Raw genomic sequence first — 11,565 nt, forward strand, 5'->3', positions numbered from 1 at the left:
GTGCCCAACCTCGGGGACATCCGCACCGTCGACTGGACCCGTGTCGAGCCCGTCGACGTCCTCACCGCCGGGTTCCCCTGCCAGGGCATCTCCAACGCCGGCAAACGCGCCGGCATCACCGGACCCCACTCCAGCCTCTGGCACCACGTCACTAAAGCCCTTCGCGTACTTCGACCACCGCTCGTGTTCGTGGAGAACGTCGCCGCCCTCCGCCGGCGCGGACTCGACGTTGTTGCTCTCGAAGGAGGAAGCGACGCGTTGCTGAAGACGGTCGGATTGAGCGACCGATCCGCCGCTCGGAAGTCTCCCCGACGCCACGGGCTCGGTGCTCGAGCCTCCAGACAGCCTCCCGCCAGTCCTGTGCTGCAGCGACGGTGGTGGCGTCCCCAAGCAGCAGGAGGTTCTCCCATACGAGGGTGTGCCTGATGTCGGCGTAAGCGAGCCGAGGTAGCGCCGCGGCTTTGTCCAACCCCGAGCGGTACTTGTCGTCGGCCGCTGTGGCCAGAACCTTCAGCGATACCGCCTGGATCTCCTTGAGCACCTGGGCGAACTCGCTGTACGCCTCCAATCGCCGTTCGTCTAATCGCACGGCCTGACCGCGCTTCCACTGGCTTCTGGCGGACAGGAAGGTCGCCGGACCTGTACCCAGGGCGCCGACGACGACGCCCAGTAGCGCCGGTAGCTGTGAGACGAACGCGTCCATCGGCCCAAGGGTGTCATCTAGCGGCAACTTATGGTTGGCATCAAATTCGCCGTCAATGCGAAGCTGTTGAAGTCCAACAGCTTCGGACACCGCATCTGCTGGCGTCCGATTGCCTGATACCGCCGCAGCCCGCTTCCCGTGATGCTCACATCATGATCACCGTCATTCTGACCTGGGACGCTGGGGAATCTGGCTATCCGTCTGATCACTATGCGCGGGACGTGAAACGTACAGCGGCTGGTAAGGCGGTTCCCTGTCGGTGGAGTGTCGGGTCACGCCGGGGTGAGCTGGGGCGCGGGGACCGGGTCTTCCTGTTCCGTCAGAACAGTGAGCGCGGCATCGTCGCAAGCGGAACCGTGACCGGGAGCGGTGTTTTCGCCGACTCCCACTGGGAGGACCCGACCCGCCAGGCCTGGTACATCGCCCTGCGCTGGGACACCGTGCTGCCGGTGGGGGACCGCCTGTCGGTCGAGGAACTGCTGGCAGGGGTACCAGCACACCACTGGAATCACGTTCTCGGGTCAGGGCAGCGTCTGTACCCGCCGTCCGATGAGCAACTCGAACGGCTCTGGTGGTCTCACCTCGCCACTTTGCGGGCTTTACCAGCCGGTTCAACTGCCGAACCCGTCCCGGTCTCCGCGGCGGTCACACCGGCCGGAAGCGCCGAGGCGGTACCGGTCGAGAGGATCGGCATGAATACTTACTCGCTTCCCAGCTCGGAAAGTGCCGTGGCCGTCAAGCGCGAGGCCGACCTCATGGCCCGCTACCAGGCGCACCTCCAAACGTTGGGGCACACCTGCACCCGGTACCGCATCAGGCCGCCCGGCGAACCGTACGACCTCTACACCGACCTGTTCGACCAGACTGCCGGTGTGCTCTACGAGGCGAAGGGAGTGGCCACCCGCGAAGCCGTTCGCATGGCGGTCGGGCAACTGCTGGACTACAGCCGCCACATTCCCGGCCCGCCTCAGCGTGCCGTCCTCCTGCCGGCCCGACCGGGGAACGACCTGCTGGCCCTCCTTCGCACCCAAAACATCCAATGCGTGTACGAGCTGTCGCCGGGCCGGTACGGACGCGACTAGCTGGTAACCAAGCTGCACCGGGCCGACGGCGCCTGGCGCCCGTCGCACCGATCGAACCGGCGCTTCGCCGTCGCCCAATCGCCGACCGGGCATCCGCCTGACCGTCTTCCAACGCCGCCGAGACCCGACCCAACGATCACGGCAGGCACCTCGTGCCGGCCACGGCTTGACATAGGAGAACCCATGTCCATCAGACTCGACAACGTCGGCATCGCCGTCCGCGACCTGGAAGCCGCCATCGCCTTCTTCACCGACCTCGGCCTGACGGTGCTCGGACGCGCCCGGATCAGCGGCGAGTGGGCTGACACCGCCGTGGGTCTGGACGGCAACACCGCCGACATCGCCGTGCTTCAGACGCCCGACGGCAACGGTCGTATCGAGATGTTCCAGTACGTGCACCCGGACGCGATCGAGGCCGAGCCCGTCCAACCGAACACCATTGGCATGCACCGCGTCTGCTTCGCCGTGGACAACATCGACGCCGCCCTCGAGGTCGCCGCCAGGCACGGCTGTCACCCGCTCCGCGGTGTCGCCACGTACGAGGGTGTCTACAAGCTCACCTACCTCCGCGGCCCCAGCGGCATTCTGGTGATGTTCGCTGAAAAGCTACAGAAGGCGGACTGACCGCGAACCTCTGGGCCGGCACTCGTCTTCCACCACGTGGGTTACACCGGACCAGCCGTAGATCACTCCGTTCACTGGCCCACACGTCAGGAACACGCCGGCCAGTGGAAGTGGCCGTCAGGCTCAGCTCCTGGCGGTGGCCGCACCACCCTTCAATTCAGCCGGTCGGCAGGCGCACGACGAAACGGCAGCCCACGCCGGTGTCGACACGTGGCTGACCACCGGTCACCGCCGACGGCAGAACCGCGACAGGAACTCCGCTCGTCGTCCGACAACTCGCCGCGATGACGCACGGGCCGCATGTTCCGACACCAGATGCTCCGACGACACCGCCTGGCGGCTGCCGCTCGTCGTGTTACCAGCCGGTCTGGCGGGCTCCGTGGTGATGGCAGCCGTCGATCGGCAGCTGCGTCGGACCGGACAGCCCATTGAAACATTGCCATCAGGCAATTAACGTCCGGTCGTGCCGCTGACCAGGGCGGACATCATTGGGAGGAAACGTGACACGAACGCGTTCAACCCTCGCCGTGGCGGCGACGGCCGCAGCGGCCCTCGCGGCGAGCACCGCGCTGACGGCGCCGGCGTCGGCGGCGCCCCCGGCACCGGCGCCGGCGTCCGCCGACAGCCCGACGAACCAGTACATCGTGAAGTTCAGGGCCGGCACCGACCGCGGCGCCGCGCTGCGCCAGCTCGGCGAACGCTTCGGAGTCAACCTCGCCGAAACCCGCCAGCTGGCGACCGGCGCGCACGTCGTGCGGGCCAACGCCCGCACGTCGGGCCTGCTGGGGGCACTCGTCGCGCGCGGCGACGTCGAGTACGCCGAGCCGGACATCCCCATGTACGCGCTGTCGGCGCCCAACGACCCGAGTTACCCCGCCCAGTGGCACTACTACGAGACGACCGCCGGCATCAACGCGCCGGCTGCCTGGGACACCTCCACCGGCAGCGGGGTCGTCGTCGCGGTGCTGGACACCGGGCGTACGGCGCATCCCGACCTGGACGCCAACACCGTCGCCGGCTACGACTTCATCAGCAGCTCGACCAACGCGCGCGACGGGAACGGCCGGGACGCTAACCCGCAGGACGAGGGTGACTGGAACGCCACCGCCGGTGAGTGCGGCACCGGTTCAAAGGCGAGCAACTCGAGCTGGCACGGCACCCACGTGGCCGGCACCATCGCGGCGGTGAGCAACAACGGCGTCGGAGTCGCCGGGGTGGCGCCCAGCGCCAAGGTGCAGCATGTCCGAGTCCTCGGCAAGTGCGGCGGCACCACTTCCGACATCGCCGACGCGATCGTCTGGGCTTCCGGTGGCTCCGTCTCCGGCATCGCGGCCAACGCGACGCCGGCGAAGGTCATCAACATGAGCCTGGGCGGCAGCGGTGCGTGCAGCCGGACGTACCAGAACGCCATCACCTCTGCGGTGCGCCGTGGCACGACGGTGGTGGTCTCGGCCGGCAACAGCAACGCCAACGCCAGCGGCTTCAGCCCGGCGAGCTGCAACAACGTCGTCACGGTGGGGGCACTCGACCGAGACGGTAACCGTGCCTTCTACTCCAACTACGGGACCACGGTGGACCTGTCCGCGCCCGGTGGTGAGGTACGTCTGGAGACCGACCCGGCGGGCTCCCGGACGACCCCGGAGAACGGCGTGCTGTCCACCATGAACGCCGGCACCACCACGCCCGGCAGCGCCAGCTACACGACCTACATGGGCACCAGCATGTCGGGGCCGCACGTGGCCGGGATCGCGGCGCTCATGCTCGCCAAGACGTCGACCCTGACCCCGGCGGGCGTGGAGTCGGCGCTCAAGGCCAACGCCCGGGCCATCCCGGGGACCTGTTCCGGAGGCTGCGGCGCCGGTCTGGCCGACGCCGCGGCCACCGTCGGAGCCGTCTAACCACGCCGCACAACCGGGGGACCACCGTTGACGGGCCGACCGGTAGCGGCTCGACCTCGGGCAGGCGCGCCCGCTTCACGGTCTCGAATGCCGTGCGCCCTATCCTGGCAGCGCTCGCCCTCACCCTGGCCGCCATCGGTCTCCGGGCCTCTCCGGCCGGCGCCGCCCCTGAGCAGGAACCCGGCGTCACGCTGCGCGTCTTCGACGTGCAGGTGTTGCTGAATGAAATCTGCACCCTCCAGCAGGGGCAGACCCCGAACGTCGACAAGCTCATGCCCACGGTCAACTGGGCTTCGATCGCCCACACCCGGTTCGGCCACTGCTTGGCGTACTTCTTAATGGCCGTGTAGCCGTCGCGGTCGGTGTTGAAGCGTCCGGCGCCGACGATCGTCTCGTCGGTGGCCATGACCTCGACGGTGGCGGAGCGTTTCTGCGGGTTCACACCGATGACCACGCGATCCGACGTGACGCTCAACAGGTCCTCCGATGCTCGATCCACCTGGGTTGTCGAGCCGGGAGGGCAACGCTACTTCGAGCCGAACAAACCCCTGACTTGTCTCATGGAGTCAGATGCGCGGGTCTGCAGCCCGTAGCGTCAGGGCGCCGGCTGGCACTGGCTCGCATACCCCTTGCCGCCTTCGGGTTGGCAAGAGCGTGCCGCCGCTGGCCGGCGCCCGGCCGTGACGTGGCTCAACAGGGGCGTGCTCAACGATTCCCCAAGTCAGGCTGCCCGCCACGGCGATCCTCGTTCGCTGGCGGAAGGCACCCAGCTCTCCGTGATCACGATCGGCATCGACCCGCACAAGTCCTCCTTGGCCGCTGTCGCCCTCGACGAGACCGGTCACCTGCTGGCGACAAGGCGGATCACCGTCAACGCCGCCGCATACAAGACGCTGACCGACTGGGCCGCCCGCTGGCCGCAACGCCGCTTCGCTGTCGAAGGCGCCGCCGGGCTGGGACGTGGCATCGCGCGACTGCTGGCCGCCACCGGCGAGCACGTCGTCGACGTCCCAGCCACCCTGGCCGCTCGAGCTCGACTGCTGGATACCGGCGGCACCCGCAAAACCGGCGCCGCGGACGCCGCCAGCGTCGCCCACGCCGCCATGCGGCACCAGCGGTTGCGCCAAGTCGCCGCCGAGGATCACCACACCCGGCTGCGGTTGCTCTCCGAACGCCGCGACGACCTGGCCCGCGAACGCGTCCGGCTGCTCAACCGGCTTCACGTGCTGCTGCGTGATCTGATCCCCGGCGGCGCGGCGCTGGACCTCACCGCGGACAAAGCCGCCGCGCTGCTGCGCAACACCCGGCCGCTTACCGCCACCGACAGCTGCCGCCGCGACCTGGCCCGTGACCTCATCGCGGACCCACGCCACCTGGACCGGCGCCTGCACACCAACCAGGCCCAGATCCGGCAGGTCCTGAGCGAGACGCACTCCACCATCACCGAAATCCGCGGCGTCGGGCACATCATCGCCGCCAAGATCCTCGGCCACGTCGGTGAGGTCACCCGCTTCCCGACCGCCGATCACTTCGCCAGCTACGCCGGCACCTCCCCACTCGAGGCCTCCAGGGGCGAACGCCGCCGCCACCGGCTCAACCCCACCGGCAACTCAACACCGCCCTGCACACCATCGCGCTCGTCCAAGCCCGCGACGAAGGCCCTGGCCGCATCTACTACCAGCGCAAACTCAGCGAAGGGAAAACGCCCGCCGAAGCCCGACGCGCGCTCAAACGACGCCTCACCAACGTCCTCTACCGACACCTCACCAAAGATCAACTCAAACTCGCCACCGGCACGGGTCGACACACAGAGGCGCTCTTGAGCCTCTCCCGCCCTGGGGCGACGCCCGGGCCGCGCAGCCTAGATGCTCGGTGAGACGACGGTGTACTTTCCGCTGACTCCGGACGTCAGTCCTGCCCGCTAACCTCGCTCCATGAGTGATCATGATCCCGAGGTCCTGCTTGACGACGATTCGGAACCCATCTCGCAGGGTGAGGACACCACCGAGCCCGTGACCAGTGATCCCACCCGGCTCGAGCGTCTCAGCGACAGGGCCAAGGCTCTGAGCGAAAAGCTCTCCACCGTCGGCGTTGACGGTCGAGGCCCGTGGAAGGGGTCGATCCAAGTCGCGGAGGAGCACCTCACGACGCACGGCGACATCGAGAGGGCCATCCAGCGCCTTATCACGACGCACGTTCGTCTCGCCTCCAGCACCGGCTTCCTGGCCGGCCTCGGTGGACTGATCACCCTGCCCGTCACGCTGCCCGCCGACCTTACGGCGCTTTGGCTCACCCAGGCGCGCCTCGCTGGCGCGATCGCACACCTACGCGGGTACGACATCCGCTCCGACGAGGTGCGCTCCGTCGTTCTCATGTCGCTGATCGGGTCCTCGGCAACCGAGGCTCTGTCGCAGGCGGGCGTCCAGATCGGCACGAAGTCCGCCGTCAGCGTCATCAAGCAGGTCCCCGGCCGGGTCCTCATACAGATCAACAAGACCGTCGGCTTCCGGTTGATCACCAAGGCCGGCACCAAGGGCGTCGTGAACCTGACCAAGCTCGCACCCGTCGTGGGCGGCGTGATCGGCGGCGGTGTCAACTTCACCAGCACCCGGGCCGTCGGTGCTTGGGCGAAGAAAAACTTCCCAGCCACGGATGTCGCAGAGCAAACGTAGCCGCCGCTTCCGATGACCTCGGGCCAAAACGGGCGTCAGCAGGGAATGGACGCTACCTGAATCCGTGGCAGTCCCGACCGTTCGCCCGGCACGCGTACGGATGCCCGATGCGCCCTCATGCCGCGAACAAGTCGGACCACGTTCTTAAGATCCCGTCTATGGCATGAGCGAGCCGGCTTGACCCGCCGGAAAGGCCGAAGTGGTTAGGGCCCGTTGCTCCCCGCCTGGCTGGTGCCGGCTGTCGTCGAGGGCGCGGATGCCGGTCAAGATGGTTCTGTTGCACCGACGTCTTGCTCTACTTTCGGTCGCGCTGGCGTCGGACTCCAAAGCGCTGAGACTCGAATCCCAGCAGCAACCGTCTGGCCAGCGGTGCCTGCTCCGAGATCTCCTCGGCGCGCCCGAAGGCGTCTACCTCTCGGGTTATCGCTGCTCAATCAGCGATTTCCTCAACTGCGGATGTGCGGATGCGGAGGTCGGGCCTGGCCGGGGTCAGTCACAGTAGGCCGCGTTCGCGTAGCCGGGCGAGCCGGTCCGGCGGCAGGCAGGCGGCCAGGTTCCGCTCCAGGTCGACCAGCTCAAAGTCAACCGGGTACACCACGAAGTCGTCGGCGACTGGCAGCGTGTCCGACCAGTCACGGAGGTTGAGCCGAGCCGCCACCGCGCACAACAGTCGCCGGCCCACCTCGGATCCGGCGGCGGCATCGAGGTCGCCCGCGTCGAGCAGGGCGAGCTCCTGACGTACCAGCCACACCGATCCTGCGTCGTCGAGGTCGACGTCGGTACTGGCCTCGAAGTCGGCCGGCGACCATGCTGCCTGGGCGTCGATCGCCGCCAGAGCGGCGCGCTCGTCCTCAGTGGCCCCGTGAACCTCGAAGGACAGCGCGTCCGATCGGTCGTAGCTCAGCGCGACGCAGGCGGCGGGACCGTCGACCGTCAGGCGCGCAACGGCGTCCGGGATCAGCGTGAGGAATGCGTCTTCGATGGTCCGGCACGCCGCTTCGAGGTCGAATCCGGCCGGCGGCCGCTCATAGCGCACCTCGGACCGACGGCCCATGACCTCGACGACGCGGACCAGGCCGCGGTCGTCGTGCTCCGCCGTCAGCACCGAAGGCGCCCGGCCGTCGTGCTCGATCTCGACGCGGCTGATCCGCCCATCGGTGTATGCGTACGACTCCCGCCCCGAGCCGCCCCGCGCGACCATGTCGGCCGAGCGCATCAACCCGTCCACGAAGCGGTACTCGTGCAGGTAGATGGGCCCGTCCGTATCAAAGTGCGCCGCCTCGACCACGTCGCCGTCATGGCCGACGAACGTCTCGTAGTACAGGCGGCCGTGAAGAAAGCCGCTGTACTCCTCGATCACCACCGCGCGGCCCTCGGCGTCGAACCCGATGCGCAGAACATCCCGATCCACCGGCGGTCTGGCGTCCAACCGGCGGCCAGCCTTGAGCAGGTCCCGTTCGAAGTGCAATGGACGAAGATCAAGGCCCGGCCAGGTGTACCAGTCCCAGCGCCCGACGAGCGCGGTCGCCGATCTCTTCCGGGAGTCGTACTCGCCGGCGAGCTGGGCGAACCGCGCGGCAAGATCGGACATGTCCGGGATCCTACTGATCGCCTCGCCGGACTAACCGCCGCACACACCCGGATCTGCCGCCAGGCGCGCTGATCTGTCTAGGCTCGGACTACCCGAGAGCGGAGTCCCAGGCGTCTCCGAATGTGGTTCGCGTGATGGCAAATGGGCTCCAGTCCTCGTCAGGATCATCAAGGCTTGTCTGCCCGAGGCCACCGCACTGATCTGCCTCACGTCCGGGCCCGTACCGGAGAACCGGGCCGCGGTCGTACACCTCGATCGGCCGGACCGGCCAACCCTCGTCATCGACCTCGAAGTACCAGACCGAGTGCCCCCAAGCGTCGAACTCGTCGCCGCGCGATTCCTCCCAGCGACGACGGTAGAAGCGGGCCATGACCGTAAGCGTAGATCTACTCATGCCGGATCTGCCGTGACGAGGGCGGGAGTCTTTCGTTGCAGGGGCTGCGGTGGCCATGATGGTTTGTCATGAGGTTCGAGACGCTCGTCATCGTGGAGGTGGTGGGCCGGCCGGCGAGCTACTCGTCGGCAGCCGAGGCTGCGTGGAAGGCCGCGGTCCGCGAGGCGATCACCAAGAGTGGCTTGGGCCCGTGGTCGGAGCGCTTTTCGGTTCTCGTCGAGTTTCGTACGCCTGAAGCGCGCAACGCCAACGAGGTGTGGGACCTCGACAACCTAATCAAGCCTACGTTGGATGCGATGGAGGGTGTATTTGGGCTCCGAGAATGGCGCGGGTCAGCGCAAGCGGCAGACGACCGCGTCGATCATATAGAGGCGACCAAGCGCACCGTTCGCAGCGACGAAGTGCCCGGGGCTCGGATTGAGGTTCGGCGCTTGGTTCAGTAGGGCTAGGTGGTCCGAGAGCCACCGAGGACCTATTAGAGATCGACGACGAACGGTAAGGCTCGGGGTGGCAGCGCCACCGAGCGGCTGTCGACAGCCACCGCGTCGGACGGCTGCACCCTGCACCGCGCTGGCCCGGATCCTGTGACGAGCCTGCGACCGTTCGCAGACGCCGACGAACTTTCCGCGCAGCGCCGCTCACTGGCAGCCCAGCGACGTCCGCGTCTGCCGCTGAACACGCGCGACTCGCCACCAACTAGAGGTGGTCGCAGTACGGCGAGCAGCGATGGCCAAGTGCGTGGCCCAGGTCCCGCAGGAGGGTGCCCAGCCGCTCGGCCTCCTCGGCTTGGGCGGTGTGATGGCTGCGCCAGCCGCGATGTGTTTCCCGGTTTCGTACAGCGTGACGTACAGATCTTCGGCGGTTGCGCGGTCGAGCCGCAGAACGATGTCATCCCGCATCCGTAGACCCTAATCGCGCGTCACGCGCCACCGCCTAGGCAAGGCCGGGATGCGCGGATTTGGACAGTGCGCGCGGGCGCCGTCCGCATATGCGGGGCCCGGGGAGAGGCTGGAGTTGCTCGTGCGCTGGGGCGGCCGCAGCCGCCTCGATGATCCTATTGGCGTATCTGTGAGAGCGGGTTGGGAGCTACGGGCGCGCTCGCCTGCGGCAGCGCCGGCCATGCAGCCGAGGGCCGGCGCCGCGTGGTGGCGAGGCGGTCCGCACGGGCGTCGGCCTGCCCGAGGGGAGACCGGTCCAGGGGATCAGTTGTCCCCGGATTCGCGGCCCGAAGCCGGGGAGCAGGTTGGGAGCAACCGGCTGCACTCAACGGCGTTGAACAGCGCTCAACGGCACCGAACCGCACTCAAATGCACCCACCATGACCTGCGGGTTCTCGTTTGCGCAGGTCAGCGTCGGTGCAGCGTCCTGCTTCACACGGAGTGCTGCGGGGTTCTGGGCAGCAGTCGACCACTTTCTAGTCGCCTGGCGGGGGAGTGTGCGCAGGTCAAGGCGGTAAGGAGCTGCTGGATGCCTTGGCCTTGCAATTGGGAGCGGGTCGGGTGCAGGTCGGCGAAGTGGTCACGCGCCCCGAAGCGCTCACCGAGTTCGGACAGAGCAGAGGGCTCCAACCTGCGGTGACGCAGCCGAGTGGTCCATCGTGACCTCCCAAAGAACACCGAAGTGGCAGTGTTAGCTGCGCCCCGCCTGGCTGGTGCCGGCCGCCGTCCTGGGGCCCGCTGACGCCATTCACGAGGGCCATGCTGGGTCGACGTACGGCTTTGGAATCCGCCGTAGCGGCGCCGATACGGATCCCGAGAACCGGGACTTGCATCCCACCGGCAACCCTCTGGCCAGGGCTTCCTGCTCGGTGACCTCCTCGGCGCGCCCGAAGGTGTCTACCTTCTCGGGTTATCGCTGGTCAGCCAGCGATGTCCTCAACTGGCTCCCCTCTGTGTCAAGCCATCGTCGGGAGTGGGGTTCTAAGCTGGGTGGTGGCGGGTCCGGGAAGTGACTTCTCCGAAGAGCCGGCATGGGGATGTGAGCTGGTCACGCTGGAGTCAGTAGTCGTCTCCCGTTGTCCTCCCGGGCCCGTCGCCGTGGCCGTCGTGGCGTCGTCGATCATCCGTCGGTAGACGATGTCGGACAGGCGCCGTTTCAGCGCTCGCATCGCTTCCATCGATGTCTTCCCAGCGGCTTTCTTGCGGTCGAAGTAGGCGCGGCCTTCGGTGGGGTTGCGTAGCTGGACTGTGGCCATGATGTGCAGTACCCGGTTGATCTGCCGGTTCCCGGCTCGGGAGAGCCGGTGGCGTACTTGCTCGCCGGAGGACGCGTCGATGGGGGCGGTGCCGTTCCAGGAGGCGAAGTGGGCCCGGTTCGGAAAGCGGGTGATGTCGCCGACCTCGACCAGCAGTCGGGCGGCGCCAGAAGGTCCGATGCCGTGCAGATCCATCAACGTGGTGCCGGTGGAGGCCACCAGTTCCTTGAGTTCCTTATCAGCGTCCTTGGAGCGCCGGTAGACCCGTTCCAGGTCACTGATCAGCTCCGCGGCGACCCGGCGGCGGGCCTTGCCGACGGCGTCACGGGGCCGGACCGTGGCCAGCAGTGCCTTGGCCTGGGCGGCGGACAGACTCTTCTTCGCCCCACCCGGAATGAGCTCCAGCA

General features: G+C 67.8%; 11 protein-coding genes and 1 pseudogene. 8 read left to right on the forward strand and 4 right to left on the reverse strand.

Annotation, left to right across the window (positions count from 1 at the left end):
- Nucleotides 1-153, forward strand: a pseudogene (locus V6U88_RS30415) (DNA cytosine methyltransferase); the annotation flags it as partial.
- Here V6U88_RS30415 and V6U88_RS30420 read toward each other — a convergent pair.
- Nucleotides 152-703, reverse strand: coding sequence for a hypothetical protein (locus tag V6U88_RS30420; protein WP_442934712.1), 552 nt, complete (start codon nucleotides 701-703; stop codon nucleotides 152-154). The pseudogene V6U88_RS30415 and the gene V6U88_RS30420 sit on opposite strands and share 2 nt — an antisense overlap.
- Nucleotides 704-855: 152 nt before the next feature.
- Here V6U88_RS30420 and V6U88_RS27980 point away from each other — a divergent pair, with 152 nt between their 5' ends.
- The 6 genes from V6U88_RS27980 (at nucleotide 856) to V6U88_RS28005 (ending at nucleotide 6,979) form a co-directional block, all read left to right on the forward strand.
- Nucleotides 856-1,785 carry a hypothetical protein gene (locus V6U88_RS27980; RefSeq protein WP_334457534.1) on the forward strand — a complete coding sequence of 310 codons (930 nt, stop codon included), beginning with the start codon at nucleotides 856-858 and terminating at the stop codon, nucleotides 1,783-1,785.
- A 183-nt stretch (nucleotides 1,786-1,968) separates the two neighbouring features.
- Entirely contained in the window at nucleotides 1,969-2,409 is a 441-nt protein-coding gene (locus tag V6U88_RS27985) for a VOC family protein (RefSeq protein WP_334457536.1), read from the forward strand.
- A 500-nt stretch (nucleotides 2,410-2,909) separates the two neighbouring features.
- Nucleotides 2,910-4,307: a S8 family peptidase gene (locus V6U88_RS27990; protein ID WP_334457539.1), complete on the forward strand. Its 1,398-nt coding sequence runs from the start codon at nucleotides 2,910-2,912 to the stop codon at nucleotides 4,305-4,307.
- A gap of 92 nt (nucleotides 4,308-4,399) precedes the next feature.
- A complete protein-coding gene (locus V6U88_RS27995; RefSeq protein WP_334457542.1) occupies nucleotides 4,400-4,657 on the forward strand; it encodes a hypothetical protein in 258 nt (85 codons plus the stop codon).
- Between the two features lie 330 nt (nucleotides 4,658-4,987).
- The gene (locus tag V6U88_RS28000) at nucleotides 4,988-6,130 is read left to right on the forward strand and encodes an IS110 family transposase (RefSeq protein WP_334457544.1); all 1,143 of its coding nucleotides are present in this window, start codon (nucleotides 4,988-4,990) and stop codon (nucleotides 6,128-6,130) included.
- A 111-nt stretch (nucleotides 6,131-6,241) separates the two neighbouring features.
- A complete protein-coding gene (locus V6U88_RS28005) occupies nucleotides 6,242-6,979 on the forward strand; it encodes an EcsC family protein (RefSeq protein WP_334457546.1) in 738 nt (245 codons plus the stop codon).
- A gap of 493 nt (nucleotides 6,980-7,472) precedes the next feature.
- Here V6U88_RS28005 and V6U88_RS28010 read toward each other — a convergent pair whose 3' ends face one another.
- Nucleotides 7,473-8,570 carry a hypothetical protein gene (locus tag V6U88_RS28010; protein ID WP_334457547.1) on the reverse strand — a complete coding sequence of 366 codons (1,098 nt, stop codon included), beginning with the start codon at nucleotides 8,568-8,570 and terminating at the stop codon, nucleotides 7,473-7,475.
- Between the two features lie 88 nt (nucleotides 8,571-8,658).
- Complete coding sequence (locus tag V6U88_RS28015; protein ID WP_334457549.1) at nucleotides 8,659-8,940, reverse strand: hypothetical protein; 282 nt, start codon at nucleotides 8,938-8,940, stop codon at nucleotides 8,659-8,661.
- Between the two features lie 92 nt (nucleotides 8,941-9,032).
- Between V6U88_RS28015 and V6U88_RS28020 the strand changes: the two genes are divergently transcribed.
- Nucleotides 9,033-9,407: a RusA family crossover junction endodeoxyribonuclease gene (locus tag V6U88_RS28020; RefSeq protein ID WP_334457551.1), complete on the forward strand. Its 375-nt coding sequence runs from the start codon at nucleotides 9,033-9,035 to the stop codon at nucleotides 9,405-9,407.
- Between the two features lie 1,451 nt (nucleotides 9,408-10,858).
- On the opposite strand, the gene V6U88_RS28025 is transcribed toward V6U88_RS28020, so the two are convergent.
- On the reverse strand, nucleotides 10,859-11,565 hold a 707-nt coding region (locus tag V6U88_RS28025), incomplete at its 5' end, for a transposase (protein ID WP_334457553.1).

Source organism: Micromonospora sp. CPCC 205739, assembly GCF_036906795.1.
Taxonomy (GTDB): domain Bacteria; phylum Actinomycetota; class Actinomycetes; order Mycobacteriales; family Micromonosporaceae; genus Micromonospora.